This window comes from Pseudomonas sp. JC1203 (genome assembly GCF_056175065.1).
Map to the genome: position 1 here is coordinate 320,107 of NZ_JBWCAM010000003.1, position 16,780 is coordinate 336,886.

The following is a 16,780-nucleotide window of genomic DNA, read 5'->3' on the forward strand; positions in this document are numbered from 1 at the left end:
GTAATAGGCGATGGCTGGAGTTTCGGCCTGTCCATCGGACGAAAAAAAGACGAAAAAAAACGGGCCTGACCAGGCCCGTTTTCATTCAGCTTGATGGCTGGAACTTATACCGCCGCACGGCGGTAAAAGCGATAGCGCGGGAACCAGAAGTTGCGCTCGATGGCCGCCAGCAGCAGCTCTTCGGGCGTTTCCAGGGCTACGCCATCGGCCTGGGCCTGCTTGGCGACAGCCACGGCGATTTTCTTGCTGACGGCCTGGATGTCTTTCAGCGGCGGCAGCACGGCGTCGCCGCTGCCCGTGACCACCGGCGAACACTCGGCCAGGGCGTTGGAGGCAGCCATCAGCATGGCGTCGGTGATGCGCGTGGCCTTGGCGGCTACCACGCCCAGGCCGATGCCGGGGAAGATATAGGCGTTGTTGCACTGGGCAATCGGCAAGGTGCGGCCGTTGATTTCCACGGGTGCAAACGGGCTGCCGGTGGCCACCAAGGCGTTGCCTTCGGTCCACTCCAGCACTTCGGCAGGGGTGGCCTCGACGCGCGAGGTGGGGTTGGACAGCGGCATGATCAGCGGCTGCTTGCAGTGGGCGTAGACTTCGCGCACCACGGCCTCGGTGAACAACCCGCGCTGGCCCGACACACCGATGAGGATCGTCGGCTTGGCCTGTTTCACCACCTCCAGCAACGGCAGGCCGTTGTCGTCGCGCTGCCAGCCTTGCAGGGCGTTGGCCTTGTGCGCCAGGCGCATCTGGAAGTCGTGCAGGCCGGTCATGTCGTCGGTCAGCAGGCCGAAACGGTCGACCATGAAGATGCGCTGGCGCGCTTCGCTTTCCGACAGCCCTTCGATCTGCATGGCCGCGACGATGTGCTCGGCAATGCCGCAGCCCGCAGAGCCGGCACCGACGAATGCTACCACCTGCTCGCCCAGCTTCTGGCCCTTGACCTTGCAGGCGGCCAGCAGCGTGCCCACGGCCACCGAGGCAGTGCCCTGGATGTCATCGTTGAAGCAGCACAGCTCGTCGCGGTATTTCTCCAGCAGCGGCATGGCGTTGGTTTGCGCGAAGTCCTCGAACTGCAGCAGCACGTCCGGCCAGCGGCGCTTCACCGCCTGGATGAACAGGTCGACGAACTCGGCGTAGTCCTGGCCGGTGACGCGCGGGTGGCGCCAGCCCATGTACATGGGGTCGTCCAGCAGCTCCTGGTTGTTGGTGCCCACGTCCAGCACGATAGGCAGGGTGTAGGCCGGGCTGATACCGCCGCAGGCGGTGTACAGCGACAGCTTGCCGATGGGAATGCCCATGCCGCCGATGCCCTGGTCGCCCAGGCCCAGAATGCGCTCGCTGTCGGTGACCACGATGATCTTCACCGAGTCCTTGGTAGCGCTGCGCAGGATGTCGTCGATACGGTCACGGTCGGGGTAGGAGATGAACAGGCCGCGGTGGGTGCGGTAGATCTTGGAGAACTCCTGGCAGGCCTGGCCGACGGTGGGGGTGTAGATAATCGGCAGCATCTTGTCCAGATGCGCTTCCAGCAGGCGGAAGAACAGGGTCTCGTTGTTATCCTGGATGGAACGCAGGTAGATATGCTTGTCCAGGTCGCTGGCGCACTGCTCGTACTGGCGGTAGACGCGGTCCACCTGCTCTTCGATGGTCTCGACGTTCTGCGGCAGCAGGCCGATCAGGTTGAAGTCGATGCGTTCCTGCGGGGTGAAGGCGCTGCCCTTGTTCAGCAGCGGCATTTCCAGAAGCGAAGGGCCGGCGTAGGCGATGTACAGGGGGCGAGACTGGTTCGGCACATTTTTCATGGGTGGTTTCCGTCATCAGGCAAAAGCACTCCGCCCAGGGTAGCGCCGGCAGGCTGCACGCCCGTGACACTGCTGGAGAAGGCTTTTTGTATACACGTCAAAGCACCGATTAGCGCAATTTTGACAGGCCTGCGTCAAGTTGCCGCACCATGAAATTCTCGACAGGCGCGTGGGAGCTGGCTTGCCAGCGAGCTGTTGAGGCCTAAAAACTCGCTGGCAAGCCAGCTCCCACAAGTGCGCATGTTGCAGCGATATGTTCGCGCAACCAGCGGTGCGCCGGGTCGCGGTGGCAGCGCTCGGGCCAGAGCATGGTCATCTGGAAGCCCGCCACTGCCAGTGGCGGCGCCACTACGCGCAGCTCGGGGTGGCGCCGCACCAGACGTTCGGGCAGCAACGCCACCAGGTCGCTGCTGGCCAGCACATGCGGCACCACGAGGAAATGCGGCACCGACAGCACCACTTTGCGGCTCAGGCCCAGCGCCGCCAGGGCATTGTCGGTGGCGCCGCTGAAACCGCCGCCGTCGGGGGAAACGATCACCTGCTCAAGCGCGCAGAACTGCGCCAGGGTGGGCTTGCGCTTGAGCCGTGGGTGGTCGTGGCGCCCTACCAGCACGTAGCGCTCTTCAAACAGCACGCGGCTGCGCAGGCTTTCCGGCGAGTCATCACGGGTATGGAACGCAAGGTCCACGTCGCCCTGCTCGGCCTGCCGCGCAACGTGCGCCGGCACCATCTGCAACACCGCCAACCGCGTGTGCGGCGCGGCGGCGCGCAGGCTGCCCAAGGCCGGCAGCAGGATGGTCGCCACGCTGTTGTCCGAGGCGGCCACGCGCCAGGTGTCGCGCGCCTGGGCTGGGTCAAACGGCGCCACTGGTGCCACTGCATGTTCCAGTGCCGCCAGCGCCTGGCGCAGTGGTTCGCGCAGGGCCTGCGCCCGCGCGGTGGGGCGCATGCCGCGGGGGCCGGGCAGCAGCAGTGGGTCATCGAACACCTCGCGCAGCTTGGCCAGGTGCACGCTGATGGACGGCTGCGAATAGTTCAGGCGCTGCGCCGCGCGGGTCACGTTGTGCTCGCTGAGCAGCACATCCAGGGTCACCAGCAGGTTCAGGTCCAGCTGCCGCAGATTAACCATGCCAATACCTGCAATATGGGTTATTCATTTCCACTATACCGCAGCCGGCGCGAGGATAGCCCCACCCCCACACGCACGGACCCGACCATGAACATCCTGATCGTCTACGCCCACCCGGAAGCCAAATCCCTCAACGGTTCGCTGAAAGACTTCAGCGTCGCCCATCTGCAGCAGGCCGGCCACCAGGTGCAGGTTTCGGACCTGTACGCCATGCAGTGGAAGGCCGCGCTGGACGCCGACGACACCCGGCAGCGCCTGGACCCGGCCCGCTTCGACGCCTCGAAAGAGTCCCGGCACGCCTTCGCCAACGGCCTGCAAAGTGCCGACATCGCCGCCGAACAGGCGAAGCTGTTGTGGGCTGACGCGGTTATTTTCCAGTTCCCGCTGTGGTGGTTCTCCATGCCGGCGATCATGAAGGGCTGGTTTGAACGGGTGTACGCGTACGGTTTCGCCTACGGCGTGGGCGAACACTCGGACACCCGCTGGGGCAACCGCTACGGCGAGGGCTCCATGCAGGGCAAGCGCGCCATGCTGGTGGTGACCAGCGGTGGCTGGGAGTCGCATTACAGCGAGCGCGGTATCAATGGGCCGATGGCGGACCTGCTGTTCCCCATCCAGCACGGCATGCTGCACTACCCCGGCTTCGACGTGCTGCCGCCGTTCCTGGTGCACCGCACCAGTCGCGTGGATGAAGACCGCTATGCCACGCTGGAACATGCCCTGGGGCAGCGGCTGGACACGCTGTTCAGCGCTGCACCGATAGCGTACCGGGCGCAGAATGGTGGGGATTACCAGATTCCACAATTGACGTTGCGCGAGGAAGTGGCGCCCGGCCAGACCGGCTTCCACGCCCACGTCGTCTCCCACCGCCCGTAGCAGTGGCCGCCAGGCCGCGTCCGGCCCTGACGCGGCCTGGCGGCCGCTGCTACAGGGAATTCATGAGCCTCACTCATAAGTCCATTCTGATCCATCGGCTTAATCACCCACGCCACGCCTTGTAGCATGCACTGCTCATCCACAAGGAGGCACCTACCATGCAAACCCGCCAACTAGGCAGCACCGGCCTGCAGGTCTCGGCCCTGGGCATGGGCTGCATGGGCCTGAGCTTCGGCTACGGCCCCGCCGTCGACCGCGCCACCGGCGTGCAATTGCTGCGCGCCGCCTTTGAACGCGGCGTGAGCTTTTTCGACACCGCCGAATGCTACGGCCCGTTCACCAACGAGGAACTGGTAGGCGAAGCCGTCGCGCCGTTCCGCGACCAGGTCGTCATCGCCACCAAGTTCGGCTTTGAAAACGGCGACTCCAAACAGCCGCTCAACAGCCGCCCCGAGCGCATTCGCGCGGTGGCGGAAGCGTCGCTGAAGCGCCTGAAGACCGACCGTATCGACCTGTTCTACCAGCACCGGGTCGACCCCAACGTGCCCATGGAAGACGTGGCGGGCGCGGTGAAGGACTTGATCGCCGAAGGCAAGGTCAAGCACTTCGGGCTGTCGGAAGCCGGGGTCGGTTCGATCCGTCGCGCCCACGCCGTGCAACCGGTGGCGGCGCTGCAAAGCGAATACTCGATGTGGTGGCGCGAGCCCGAGCGCGAGATTTTGCCGACGCTGGCGGAACTGGGCATCGGCCTGGTGCCGTTCAGCCCGCTGGGCAAGGGTTTCCTCACCGGCGCCATCACCGAGACCACGACGTTCGACGCCAGCGACTTTCGCAACCAGGTGCCACGCTTCAGCGAGCACAACCGCAAGGCCAACGCCGCGCTGGTGGAAGTGCTGGGGCAGATCGCCGAACGCAAGCAGGCCACCCGTGCGCAGATCGCCCTGGCCTGGCTGCTGGCCCAGGCGCCGTGGATAGTGCCGATTCCGGGTACCACCAAGCTGCACCGCCTGGAAGAAAACACCGGCGCCGCCAGCGTAGTGCTGGGCGCCGATGACCTGGCGGCCATCCAGGTGGCGCTGGACGGTATCACCGTGGCGGGTGACCGCTACCCGGCCCATTTGCAGAAGCGCGTAGGCGGCTGATGCGCTGCGGCCCCTGCTAGAATCAGGGGCCGCCCCTGAAGGAATTGCCTCAATGCTGCGCGAGAACGCCAATGACCTGCTCGCCTTTCTCGCGGTGGCCCGCGAGCGAAGCTTCACCAAAGCCGCGGCGAAGATCGGCGTGTCGCAATCGGCGCTCAGCCACACTATTCGCGGCCTGGAAGCCCGGCTGGGCCTGCGCCTGCTGATCCGCACTACGCGCAGCGTGTCGCCGACCGAGGCCGGGCAACGGCTTTTGCAGACGGTGGGCCCGCACTTCGAGGAAATCGAAATTCAACTGGCCGCGCTCAGCGACCTGCGCGACCGCCCCGCCGGCAACCTGCGCATCAACGCTTCCGATTACTCCTTGGACGCGGTGCTGCGGCCCAGGCTCAGGACCTTCATGCAGCAGTACCCGGACATCAAGGTCGAGGTGTGCTGCGACAACGGCCTGGTGGACATTGCCGCCCAGGGCTTCGACGCCGGCGTGCGCCTGGGCGAGCAAGTGGCCGAAGGCATGATCGCCACGCGGATCAGCGCCGACATGCGCATGGCCGTGGTCGGTACCCCCGGGCATTTCGCCCGCTACCCCAAACCGTTGACGCCCCGCGACCTCACCGCCCACCCGTGCAACAACCTGCGCCTGGCCACCCACGGCGGCCTGTATGCCTGGGAATTCGCCAAGGGCGGTGAAAGCCTCAACGTGAAAGTGACCGGGCAGGTCATCCACAACGGCGTCTACCAGCTGCTGGCGGCGGCAGTGGATGGGCTGGGGCTGAGCTACGTGCCGGAAGACCTGTGCGAGCCTTATTTCCAGCGCGGTGAGCTGGTGCGCGTGCTGGAGGACTGGAGCCCGGCGTTTGCCGGCTTTCACCTGTACTACACCAGCCGGCGCCAGGCTTCGCCGGCGTTTGCGTTGTTGGTCGAGGCCTTGCGGCACCCTGTCCCGTCCTTGTGACGCAGCCTGCGGCAGCTGCTACGGGGCGGCGGATGAGCTTCCTGTAGCAGCGGCCAAAGGCCGCGTCAGTGCATAACCCGGGTGACCAGCATTCGCGTTATTGGTCGAGGCCTTGCGGCACCCTGGCGGTGTATGGAGTTCCTGTAGCAGCGGCCAAAGGCCGCGTCAGTGCATAACCCGGGTGACCAGGAAGTTCGCCAAATCCGGCTCGTCATCCAGCTCGATGGCGCGCGCCGGGCGCGGCAGTTCTTCGAGCACCGAGTCCCAGAACGCCATGGCCGCGTCATCCTGGCGGTAGTAGCGCACCAGCCAGTTCTCGTGGCCGCCCATCAGCACCTGGGTAACCAACGCCTTGCCGATGCCCTTGCGGCGGTAGCGCTTGAGGATGAACAGGTCGGCCAGCTCCAGCGCATCGATGCCCGGCAGTTCGCTGCGCTCCACCAGCAGGAAACCGGCCACGCAGCCGTTGACCAGCAGCAGGTTGGCGCTCCAGTCCTGCTCGTGCCAGTAGCGCATCAGGTGTTCGTCATGGATGTAATAGCGGCCGTCGTCGTCGACGTCCTCCTGCTCCCAGTCCGAAGACTCGTAGGCATAGAACTGGTACAGGTTGCGGATCAGCTGCGCCTGCTCCACCTGGGTGGGCAGCAGCTCAACGGTGAAATCGTTCATGGCTGAAGCTCCCGGGCAGGAGAGCATGGCGCGTGGCAGGCGAAAATCGAAGGCATGGAGTTCCCGGTAAAAATGACCATGGCGCGGGCCCGAACGGGCCGCGCGGTTTTGCAGGGCGCTATTGTTTACAAAAGCGCCGCGCATTGCCATGGGCAAATGCCGACGGGCATGAGCGGCAGCGCAAAAACCCGGCGCTATACTGAGCATTCACGAGCGGCACGGAAGCCTGCAGCCTTCCGTTTGCCGCCAGCAGGCCGTGCCCATGACACCTGACACTTCCAGCGTCACCGCCAACGCCGTCCAACTGGCTGCCCTGCACCGGGTGATGGCCATGGCCTGGTTCAGCCCCGAGGGCACCCTGCTCGATGCCAACGCCAATTACCTGGCCCTGCTGGGCTATGGCGGCGTCGACCTTCGCGGCCGCCACCACAGCGCCTTCTGCCCGCCGGCGCTGGTCAGCAGCGCCGAATACGCGACGTTCTGGCAGAGCCTGCGCGACGGCGGTTCGCGCTCCGGTGTCGCCGAGCGCCTGCGCCGCGACGGCAGCAGTTGCTGGCTGGAGGCCACGTACCTGCCGGTGCTGGATGAAAACGGACAGGTGGTGCAGGTGCTCAAGATCGCCACGGACATCACCGCGCGCCTGGAGCAGGAGCGCGCCCAGCAGGAGCGGCTGAAGTTGCTGTCGATTGCCGCCGAGGTCAGCGACACTGCCGCGGTGATCACTGACCGCCAGGGCCTGATCACCTACACCAACACCGGCTTCCGGCAAATGTTCGGCTGGAGCGACCACGAAGTCTGGGGCTGCGACCCCGCGCAACTGCTGGCGCCCCGCGAAGACTGCAGCGCCGAGGACGGCGGCCACCGCGAGGCCATTGTCACCGGCAAGCACGGCCAGCGTTACTGGGCGCGCATGACCAGCAGCCCGATAGTGGACGACAACGGCCACCTGCAGCACACCGTCACGCTGTTCACCGACATCACCGAAAGCAAAATCCATCGTGCCTTGCAGCACCAGGTGCTGGAGGCCGTCGCCCGCGAGCAGCCGCTGACCGAAGTGCTGGAGCTGATTTGCCTGGAAGTGGAGCGTATCGCCCCGGAAGTCACTGCCTCGATCCTGGCGGTGGACGACCAGGGCCAACTGCACTCGCTGGCCGCGCCCAGCCTGGACCCCGAATACTGCCGCCAGCTGAACGGCCTGAGCATCGGCCCCAAGGTCGGCTCGTGCGGCACCGCCGCCTGGCGCAACGAAGCGGTGCGCATCGACAACATCGCCGAGGATCCGCTGTGGGCCGACTTTCTCTACCTGGCCCTGCCACTGGGCATCATCGGCAGTTGGTCGACGCCGATTCGCAATAGCGCAGGCCAGCCCATCGGCACCTTCGCCTTCTATTTCCATGCGCCGCGCAATGCCCATGCCGAGGCCTTCCACCAACGTTTGGTGGACGCCTGCGCCAACCTCTGCGCCCTGGCGCTGGAGCGCGATGCGTCGCGCCACCGCATCCGCCAGCTGGCGTTCTACGACGGCTTGACCGGCCTGCCCAACCGCACCTTCCTGCAGACCCGCGCCGACGCGATCATCGCCAGCGGTGCCGGCAAGGCGCACCCGGTGGCGGTGCTGTTCATCAACCTTGACCGCTTCACCCAGGTCAACGACTCCCTCGGCCACCCGGCCGGCGACGAGCTACTGCGCCAGGTGGCCGCGCGCCTGCGCCACGAGCTCGCCGAGGCGGATATTGCCGCACGGCTGTCGGCCGACGAGTTCGTGGTGCTGCTCACCGCCGGTGACGCCGAGCACGCCGCCCTCACGGTGGAGCGTATCCAGGCGCTGCTCAGCCAGCCCATGACCATCGCCCAGACCAGCCTGAGCATCACCGCCAGCGTGGGCATTGCCCTGTACCCGCTGGACGGCGCCAACATGGAGAGCCTGCTGCACCGCGCCGACATTGCCATGCACCAGGCGAAGAACAGCGGCCGCGGCGCCTTCCGTTTCTTCAGCCAGGAAATGAACAGCGTCGCCCGCGAGCATTTGGCGCTGGAGTCGGCGCTGCGCCAGGCCATCACCCACCGGCAGTTGCACCTGCATTACCAACCCCAGGTGGAGCTGGCCAGCGGCGGGCTCTACGGCGTCGAGGCCCTGGCGCGCTGGAGCCACCCGCAGCTGGGCGACATACCGCCGGGGCGCTTCATTCCACTGGCCGAGGAAAGCGGGCTGATCGACGAGCTGGGCCGCTGGGCCCTCGACGAAGCCTGTCGGCAACTGGCGGCCTGGCGTGCCATGGGCGTGGACGTGCCGTCGGTAGCGGTCAACCTGTCGTCGGTGAGCTTCCATCGCCTGGACCTGGCGACGCTGGCAGACACCCTGCTGCACCGTCACCGGCTGGCGCCCCAGGACCTGATCATCGAACTCACCGAGAGTATTCTGCTGGACAGCAACCCCAGCACCCTGGACACCATCCAGCGCATTCAGGCACGCGGCATTCGGCTGTCCATGGACGACTTCGGCACCGGCTACTCAAGCCTCAGCTACCTGCGCCGGCTGCCGTTCCACGAACTGAAGCTGGACCGCAGTTTCGTTGCCGACCTGGACCACAGCGAAGCCGCCCGCGCCCTCAGCCAGGCTATATTGGGGGTGGGCCAAAGCCTGCACCTGACGTTGGTGGCCGAGGGCATCGAAACCCACTCGCAACGCGCCCGCCTGCAGGAGCAAGGCTACCCGGTGGGCCAGGGCTACCTGTTTTCGCCGCCGCTGGCGCCAGGGGCACTTGTGCAGTGGCTCAAGCAATGGGCACGGCGCAAGGCGGCCTCGATGAGTTGAAAGGCAACAAAAAACGGCCTTATATCGCACAACAGTCCGATAATCGCACCAATTCCGCTTCAGGCACTCTCCCCCCAGCCCCGTTTTACGGCACGCTATAGCCATGACGACAAGCGCTGCCCATTGGGCGCCTGACGTCGCTGCCGACAGCGCTTCGGCTAAATTGATAACAAGAAGACGTGGCCTCAGCCCTTGGCCCGTGCCTTGATTCATTCACACTCCAGGAAAAACCAGGAGCTCGCTTTGATCAATAAAACGTTTGAGTCCGTCGCTGCCGCGGTGGAAGGGATTGCCGACGGTTCGGTCATCATGGTGGGTGGCTTCGGCACCGCCGGCATGCCTTCGGAGCTGGTCGATGGCGTGATCGCCACCGGTGCCCGCGACCTGACCATCATCAGCAACAACGCCGGCAACGGCGAGGTTGGCCTGGCCGCGCTGCTGAAAGCCGGCTGCGTGCGCAAGGTGATCTGTTCGTTCCCGCGCCAGTCCGACTCTTATGTGTTCGACGAGCTGTACCGCGCCGGCAAGGTCGAGCTGGAAGTGGTACCCCAGGGCAACCTGGCCGAGCGCATCCGCGCCGCAGGCTCGGGCATCGGTGCGTTCTTCTCGCCAACCGGCTACGGCACCCTGCTGGCCGAGGGCAAGGAAACCCGCGTCATCGACGGCCGCAACTACGTGCTGGAAATGCCGCTGCACGCCGACATCGCGCTGATCAAGGCCTACAAGGGCGACCGCTGGGGCAACCTGGTGTACCGCAAGGCCGCACGCAACTTCGGCCCGATCATGGCCATGGCTGCCAAGACCGCCATCGCGCAGGTCAATGAAATCGTCGAACTGGGTGAACTGGACCCTGAGCACATCATCACGCCGGGCATCTTCGTCCAGCGCGTGGTCGCCGTGCCGACCTACCCTGTTTCTTCGACCGCCAAAGCCGTTTGAGGCCCGCCATGACCATGAAAAAACTGTCGCGTAACGAAATGGCCCAACGCGTGGCCGAAGACATCAAAGAAGGCGCCTACGTCAACCTGGGCATCGGCGTGCCGACCCTGGTGGCCAACTACCTGGGCGACAAGGAAGTGTTCCTGCACAGCGAAAACGGCGTGCTGGGCATGGGCCCAAGCCCGGCCGAAGGCGAAGAGGACGACGACCTGATCAACGCCGGCAAGCAGCACGTGACCCTGCTCACCGGCGGCGCCTTCTTCCACCACGCCGACTCGTTCTCGATGATGCGCGGCGGCCACATCGACATCGCCGTGCTGGGCGCCTTCCAGGTGTCGGTCAAGGGCGACCTGGCCAACTGGCACACCGGCGCCGAGGGTTCGATCCCGGCCGTGGGCGGCGCCATGGACCTGGCCACCGGCGCACGCGAAGTGTTCGTGATGATGGACCACCTGACCAAGACCGGCGAAAGCAAGCTGGTGCCCGAGTGCACCTACCCGCTGACCGGCATCGGTTGCGTGAGCCGCATCTACACCGACCTGGCCATTCTGGACGTGACCAGCGACGGCCTGAAAGTGCGCGAGATCGTCGCGGACATCAGCTTCGAAGAGCTGGAGAAGCTGAGCGGCGTGCCGCTGATCAAGTAAGCGGTAACCCTCGTAGCCGCTGCCGTGAGGCAGCGGCTACGGCGTCTTGTGACTATCTGTGGCAGCGGCCGCCAGGCCGCGTCACAGACGCGGCGCATAACCTGATGAATCCCAGGGGCCGCGACGCAGCCTTCGGCAGCTGCTACAGGTAGCGTTGCATGCGACTTTGCAGCAACTCCACCAACGCTGGCTCCATGTACTCATAGTCATCAGGGATGTCCAGGCACACCACGCGCTTGTCAGCCAGCACGGAGCGAAAGCGCGCCGACAACTTGCGACGGTGTACCGGCTCCATGACCAGGATCAGGTCAGCCCAGGCAATCAGCTCCCCGTCCACCGGTACATCGGCGTCGTGGCCAACCCCCGCCGAGGCGGTTTGCACGCCCGGATAATTGGCGTAAAGCTGCTCGGCGGTAGGGCTGCGCAGGCGGTTTTTGCCGCAGATGAACAAGAGATTCATAAGGACACCATAGCCCGGTTCTGCGCCCCCAACCCCGCCAAATACGCACAAAACATATCCCCCATCGCCTTTGCATACGCCTCGATCTGCGCCGGCGTGCGCGGAGTTTCGGAAAACCGTTTCCCCACCCCGCTCAAGGTCGCGAGTATCAACTCCCCGGCCAGCCCACGCGCGGCGTTGTCAGCCTGCGGCAGCACCTCCAGCAGGAAGCGCTGGAACGCCCCCTCACCCGCCGCCCTCGCCGCCTGGGCTTCGGGCGCGTTGCGGTACAGCGGCGCAGCGTCGTCCAGGGCCACGCGCATGGCGGCTTCTTCGCATTCGGACTGGATGAACGCGTGCACCAGCTGCCGCAGGCGCTGCAAGGGTGGCGTGCCGGCGTCGGCGAGTATGGCGGTGAGCAGGTCGCTGGTCTGGCGCCATTCCTCGCTTTGCAGGCGGAACAGGATCGCGGCCTTGTTGGGGAAGTACTGGTACAGCGAGCCGATACTCACGCCAGCCTTCTCCGCCACCCGCGCAGTAGTAAAGCGCTGCGCGCCTTCCTGGGCCAAAACCTGAGTGGCGGCCTGGAGAATGACCGCCACCAGCTCGGTGGAACGTGCCTGGCGCGGCTGTTTGCGCTGTAAAATCGGGGGTGCGGGGCGTTCGCTCATGGGGGCTCGGGAATGCGAATAGAAAATGTGATGGATTGATCGCATTCTAGACCCACACCCACACCGCTGCACACCCACCCTGGAGAATGCGATGAATACCCTGACTTCCGCGCCCCTCGCCGCCCTGCTGGAGCGCCTGTTCGACGAGGCCGAAGCCTACCACCCGGACATGTCGCAACTGCCGGCCGAGCAGCTGGCGCAACTGATGCAAAGCAAGACTGGTTACCGCGAGCTGTACAGCCGCCTCAAGGATTTCGCCCTGCCCGTGTCGCGCGCCACCGGCAAGCTGCTGTACCTGCTGGCGCGCAGCAGCCAGGCGCAGACCATTGTCGAGTTCGGCACCTCGTTCGGGCTCTCCACCCTGCACCTGGCCGCGGCCCTGCGGGACAACGGCGGCGGCCAGCTGATCACCAGCGAGTTCGAAGCGTCCAAGGTCGCCGTTGCCCGGCAGAACCTGGCGGCCGGCGGGCTGCTGGACCTGGTGGAAATCCGCGAAGGCGATGCCGTGCAGACCTTGAGCCGCGACCTACCCGCGCAGATCGACTTGGTGCTGCTGGATGGTGCCAAGGCGCTGTACCCGGAGATCCTGGCGCTGCTGGAAAGCCGCCTGAAACCCGGGGCGCTGATCGTCGCCGACAACGCCGACCACAGCCCCGAATACCTGGAAAAGGTGCGTTCCACGGCCAGCGGCTACCTCTCGCTGCCGTTCGCCGAGGACGTGGAGCTGTCGATGCGCGCCCCGTAATAACGGCGACGCCGCCTGCGGCAGCTGCTACGGATTTCATGTAGCAGCAACTGTCTTTGTGGGAGCTGGCTTGCCAGCGAGTTTTCAGGGCCTCAACAGCTCGCTGGCAAGCCAGCTCCCACATTACGTAGCAGCGGCGGCAGGCCGCGTCAGGGTTACTGCCCCACCTCCAGCAGCTTGCCATCGCCATTGAACTTGCCCGCCTGGTAATCGCGGATCGCCTGTTCGATTTCGCCGCGGGTGTTCATCACGAACGGCCCATGGGCCACCACCGGTTCATCGATCGGGTCGGCGTGGCCGAACACCAGCACGGCGTCGCTGCTGGCGTCGATGGCCAGGGTGTCGCCGTCGGCGTTCAGGCTGATCAGGTGCCACGGTTTTACCGGCGTGCCGCCGATGCTCAGCTGGCCGCTGACCACGTACAGGAACACGCTGCGCGCGGCCGGTGCCGGCAATTGCACCTGGGCGCCAGCCTGCAGGCGCAGGGTGCTCATGAACACGCCGGTCAGCGACGGGATGGGCCCCCGGGTGCCGTGGAACTCGCCGGCAATCAGGTTGAGCACACCCTTGCCGTCAGCCACCGGCAGCGCCGGGATGCCATCGGCCTGCACGCCGGTGTAGCGCGGCGCGGTCATTTTCAGCGTCGACGGCAGGTTCACCCACAGCTGCAGGATCTCCAGCGGGCCGCCGCTCTGCTTGAAGCTGGGCGGCGACACTTCGGCGTGAATCAGGCCGCTGCCGGCCGTCATCCACTGCACGCCACCGGCCTCTATCACGCTTTCGTGGCCGCCGGTGTCGTAGTGCGCCAGGTTGCCGGTGAGGATAAAGGTCACGGTCTCGAAGCCGCGATGCGGGTGCGGGCCGAACGGCAGGCCGTTGTTGTTCGGCGCGTACACCTGCGGGCCGTGGTGGTTGAGGAACAGGAACGGGTCGACCTGCTCAAGGCCAGGGCCGGGCAATGGCCGGCGGGTGATGAGGTCGGCGATGTCATCCCGGTAGGCCGGGTGGCTCGCAGCGACAGTGCGGCTGGTCATGGGTGCGCCTCGATAATCTGAATGATGAAATGGTACCGCCAGCGTCCACAAGTGGCCACGCATAAAAAAACCCGCTGCCGCCCTGGGGGCGACAGCGGGCTTTCACGCGAGGGGCTTACTTGCTGTCAGGCAGCGCGTAAGCGATCACGTAGTCGCCACGGTCGGTCGACTGGCGAGCACCACCGGCGGTGATGACCACATACTGCTTGCCGGTTTTCGGCGAAACGTAGGTCATCGGGCCGCCCTGGCTGCCGACTGGCAGGCGGGCTTTCCAGGCTTCTTCACCGTTGGCGGTGTTGAACGCACGCAGGTAGAAGTCCTGGGTACCGGCGATGAACACCAGGCCACCTTGGGTGGACAGGGTGCCGCCCAGGGTTGGCATGCCGATTGGCAGTTGCAGGTGCATGCGGATGCCCATTGGGCCAGTGTCCTGCACGGTGCCGACCGGCACTTGCCATGCAATCTTCTGGGTCTTCATGTCCACGGCGGTCAGGGTACCGAACGGCGGAGCCTGGCAAGGAATGCCGGCTACCGACAGGAAGCGGTTCTTGTTCACGGCGTATGGGGTGCCTTTCAGCGGTACAGCGCCCATGCCGGTGTTCAGTGCTTCACCGCCCGAGGAGGTCTTGGCGTCTTTCTGTTGTGGCACCATCTGGCTCCACAGGCCCAGACGCATGTCGTTCAGGAAGATGAAACCGTGTACCGGGTCAGTGGAGATGCTGCCCCAGTTCATGCCACCCAGCGAACCTGGGAAGCTCAGCGACACATCGCTGCCCGGTGCGGTGTACAGGCCGTCGTAACGCATTTTCTTGAAGGCGATACGGCACAGCATCTGGTCGAACGGCGTGGCACCCCACATGTCCGATTCGGTCAGGGTCTGCGCGCCGATCTGCGGCATGCCAACCGATTTCGGCTGGGTCAGCGAGTACGGCTCGTTCGGGATGTTGGAAGCCTTGACCGGAACTTCTTTCACTTCGGTCAGCGGCTTGCCGGTGTGGCGGTCCAGCACGTAGATCTGGCCAGCCTTGGTACCAATCACCACGGCAGGAACCTTGCTGCCGTCAGGCTTGGCAAAGTCGATCAGGCTAGGCTGCATCGGCAGGTCGAAGTCCCACAGGTCGTTGTGGACGGTCTGGTAGACCCACTTCTCTTCGCCGGTGGTGGCGTTCAAGGCCAGTACCGAGGCACCGTACTTGTGGTCCAGCTTGCTGCGCTCTACACCGTAGATGTCGGTGGACGAGCTGCCCATCGGCAGGAACACAGTGTTCATGGCCGGGTCGTAGGACATCGGCGCCCAGCTGTTCGGGGTGCTGCGCACGTAGGTCTTGCCGGCTTCCGGCGCTTGCTTGTCTTCCGGGTTGCCCGGGTCGAACGCCCAGCGCATCTGGCCGGTGACGACGTCGAAGCCACGGATCACGCCGCCAGGCATGTCGGTCTGGACGTTGTCGGCTACACGGCCGCCAACCACCACGGTGGTACCGGCCATCAGCGGTGCCGACGACAGTTGGTAGTAGGAGTCAGGCACGTCGCCCAGGCCGGCTTTCAGGTCGACTTGACCGTTGTTGCCGAAGTCCTTGCAGTATTCACCGGTGTCGGCGTCAACCGCGATCAGGCGGGCGTCGATGGTGTTGGTCAGCAGGCGACGCTGGCACATGGCACCCGGGGCTACCGAAACGGCGGCGGCCGGAGTGCTGCCATCGGTAGGCGCGGCGACAGCGGCGGTGGCGTCGAAGTACGCCAGGCCACGGCAACGCTGCCATACCTTGCTCTGGGCGTGGTTGTCACGCTTCCACAGCTCTTTGCCGGTGTCGGCGTCCAGGGCGATGATGTTGTTGTGCGGGGTGCAGATGAACACCTTGTCGCCAACCTGCAGCGGGGTGTCCTGGTCTTCGGCGCCGTTACCGTCGCTGACGGCCACGTCACCGGTGTGGTAGGTCCACACGGGTACCAGCTTGGAAACGTTGCTGCGGTTGATCTGGTCCAGTGCGGCGAAGCGGCCACCACCTTCATCGTTACCGTAGTGTTTCCAGTCTTTCTGGGCGTGAGCCGGGTCAACCTTGGTCAGGCCTGGGCCGTCGCCGGTCGGGGACACCGAGTCATGCGGGATGAACATGCCATAGGCACCGGCAACCACGCCGACAGCCAGCAGGCCGCCCAGCGCGTAGCCACCCTTGCCACCGGCCAGGCCATTGGCCTTGCGCAGGGTCGGGTAGACCAGTGCTACCACCAGGCTGAGAACGGCCAGGGCGAACAGGCGCGACACCTGAGGCCAGAACACAAAGCCGGCATCGGCGATGGCCCAGATGACACTGGCCACCATTACAGCGGCGAACAGCCAGGCACCGGCCAGGCGCTGCTTGAACAGCAGGACGGAGGAAACCAGCATGCCGACGCCGGCCAGTACGAAGTACCAGCTACCGCCAACGGACGCGAGGTAACCACCCAGCCCGATGTAGAGAAGTGCAAAAACCAGCACGCCCAGACCGGCGACCCATGCGGGCCAGCGGCTGACGTTTGCCGAAGTTCGAGTGTTAGTCATGTACATGATCCTACTGACGCATGAACGTTGCGGGGAAGTTTTAAGAGTAGTGGAGGCCTCGGCTTTTGAAAGCCAAAGCCTTGACAATGTTCACCGTGGGGCTTGCAAGGTCTGCGCACCGCCCTGGGCGATGCGACTCGCCAGCTTGGGTCGGTGACCACTTAAACGCAATTAACTAATCAGTTAGTTACTGAATGTAAGCATACCAAAAAATCACGCCCCTGCGACAAGTTGTCATTTGATACGGGGAGAAACACTGTTGTTTGGATGGTAACAATGGGTGTGGGAGCTGGCTTGCCCGCGAGCGGTTATGGCCCCAACAGCTCGCTGGCAAGCCCGCTCCCACACGGCGACAAACGATCGCGGACGGCGACCCGC

14 protein-coding genes are annotated in these 16,780 nt (G+C 65.1%); 7 read left to right on the plus strand and 7 right to left on the minus strand.

Going from position 1 to position 16,780, the window contains the following annotated elements:
* Positions 1–104: 104 nt before the first annotated feature.
* Both AC0SZ7_RS06820 and AC0SZ7_RS06825 read right to left on the minus strand, forming a co-directional pair.
* Positions 105–1,802, minus strand: coding sequence for an NAD-dependent malic enzyme (locus AC0SZ7_RS06820; protein ID WP_475503665.1), 1,698 nt, complete (start codon positions 1,800–1,802; stop codon positions 105–107).
* 202 nt (positions 1,803–2,004) lie between these two features.
* A complete protein-coding gene (locus AC0SZ7_RS06825) occupies positions 2,005–2,931 on the minus strand; it encodes a LysR family transcriptional regulator (protein WP_475503666.1) in 927 nt (308 codons plus the stop codon).
* An 87-nt stretch (positions 2,932–3,018) separates the two neighbouring features.
* Between AC0SZ7_RS06825 and AC0SZ7_RS06830 the strand changes: the two genes are divergently transcribed.
* The 3 genes from AC0SZ7_RS06830 (at position 3,019) to AC0SZ7_RS06840 (ending at position 5,904) form a co-directional block, all read left to right on the plus strand.
* Positions 3,019–3,807 (plus strand): NAD(P)H-dependent oxidoreductase, encoded by a 789-nt coding sequence (locus AC0SZ7_RS06830; RefSeq protein ID WP_475503667.1) that lies wholly within the window; start codon positions 3,019–3,021, stop codon positions 3,805–3,807.
* 158 nt (positions 3,808–3,965) lie between these two features.
* The gene (locus AC0SZ7_RS06835) at positions 3,966–4,949 is read left to right on the plus strand and encodes an aldo/keto reductase (RefSeq protein ID WP_475503668.1); all 984 of its coding nucleotides are present in this window, start codon (positions 3,966–3,968) and stop codon (positions 4,947–4,949) included.
* Between the two features lie 52 nt (positions 4,950–5,001).
* Complete coding sequence (locus AC0SZ7_RS06840; RefSeq protein ID WP_475503669.1) at positions 5,002–5,904, plus strand: LysR family transcriptional regulator; 903 nt, start codon at positions 5,002–5,004, stop codon at positions 5,902–5,904.
* 165 nt (positions 5,905–6,069) lie between these two features.
* Here the strand turns inward: AC0SZ7_RS06840 and AC0SZ7_RS06845 are convergent, their stop codons facing one another.
* On the minus strand, positions 6,070–6,573 hold the full coding sequence (locus tag AC0SZ7_RS06845; protein WP_475503670.1) for a GNAT family N-acetyltransferase: 504 nt from the start codon (positions 6,571–6,573) through the stop codon (positions 6,070–6,072).
* A 262-nt stretch (positions 6,574–6,835) separates the two neighbouring features.
* Here AC0SZ7_RS06845 and AC0SZ7_RS06850 point away from each other — a divergent pair, with 262 nt between their 5' ends.
* The 3 genes from AC0SZ7_RS06850 (at position 6,836) to AC0SZ7_RS06860 (ending at position 10,974) form a co-directional block, all read left to right on the plus strand.
* On the plus strand, positions 6,836–9,388 hold the full coding sequence (locus tag AC0SZ7_RS06850; protein WP_475503671.1) for a sensor domain-containing protein: 2,553 nt from the start codon (positions 6,836–6,838) through the stop codon (positions 9,386–9,388).
* A 243-nt stretch (positions 9,389–9,631) separates the two neighbouring features.
* On the plus strand, positions 9,632–10,327 hold the full coding sequence (locus AC0SZ7_RS06855; RefSeq protein WP_416423872.1) for a 3-oxoacid CoA-transferase subunit A: 696 nt from the start codon (positions 9,632–9,634) through the stop codon (positions 10,325–10,327).
* Between the two features lie 8 nt (positions 10,328–10,335).
* Positions 10,336–10,974 carry a 3-oxoacid CoA-transferase subunit B gene (locus AC0SZ7_RS06860; RefSeq protein ID WP_027980436.1) on the plus strand — a complete coding sequence of 213 codons (639 nt, stop codon included), beginning with the start codon at positions 10,336–10,338 and terminating at the stop codon, positions 10,972–10,974.
* Between the two features lie 142 nt (positions 10,975–11,116).
* Here the strand turns inward: AC0SZ7_RS06860 and AC0SZ7_RS06865 are convergent, their stop codons facing one another.
* The gene (locus AC0SZ7_RS06865; protein WP_475503672.1) at positions 11,117–11,434 is read right to left on the minus strand and encodes a low molecular weight protein tyrosine phosphatase family protein; all 318 of its coding nucleotides are present in this window, start codon (positions 11,432–11,434) and stop codon (positions 11,117–11,119) included.
* Positions 11,431–12,084: a TetR/AcrR family transcriptional regulator gene (locus AC0SZ7_RS06870; RefSeq protein WP_475503673.1), complete on the minus strand. Its 654-nt coding sequence runs from the start codon at positions 12,082–12,084 to the stop codon at positions 11,431–11,433. The genes AC0SZ7_RS06865 and AC0SZ7_RS06870 overlap by 4 nt, the downstream gene beginning before the upstream one ends.
* Before the next feature lie 91 nt (positions 12,085–12,175).
* Between AC0SZ7_RS06870 and AC0SZ7_RS06875 the strand changes: the two genes are divergently transcribed.
* The gene (locus AC0SZ7_RS06875; protein WP_475503674.1) at positions 12,176–12,829 is read left to right on the plus strand and encodes an O-methyltransferase; all 654 of its coding nucleotides are present in this window, start codon (positions 12,176–12,178) and stop codon (positions 12,827–12,829) included.
* A 155-nt stretch (positions 12,830–12,984) separates the two neighbouring features.
* On the opposite strand, the gene AC0SZ7_RS06880 is transcribed toward AC0SZ7_RS06875, so the two are convergent.
* Both AC0SZ7_RS06880 and AC0SZ7_RS06885 read right to left on the minus strand, forming a co-directional pair.
* Positions 12,985–13,863: a pirin family protein gene (locus AC0SZ7_RS06880; RefSeq protein ID WP_475503675.1), complete on the minus strand. Its 879-nt coding sequence runs from the start codon at positions 13,861–13,863 to the stop codon at positions 12,985–12,987.
* A 115-nt stretch (positions 13,864–13,978) separates the two neighbouring features.
* Positions 13,979–16,402, minus strand: coding sequence for a glucose/quinate/shikimate family membrane-bound PQQ-dependent dehydrogenase (locus tag AC0SZ7_RS06885; RefSeq protein ID WP_475503676.1), 2,424 nt, complete (start codon positions 16,400–16,402; stop codon positions 13,979–13,981).
* Between the last annotated feature and the right edge of the window lie 378 nt (positions 16,403–16,780).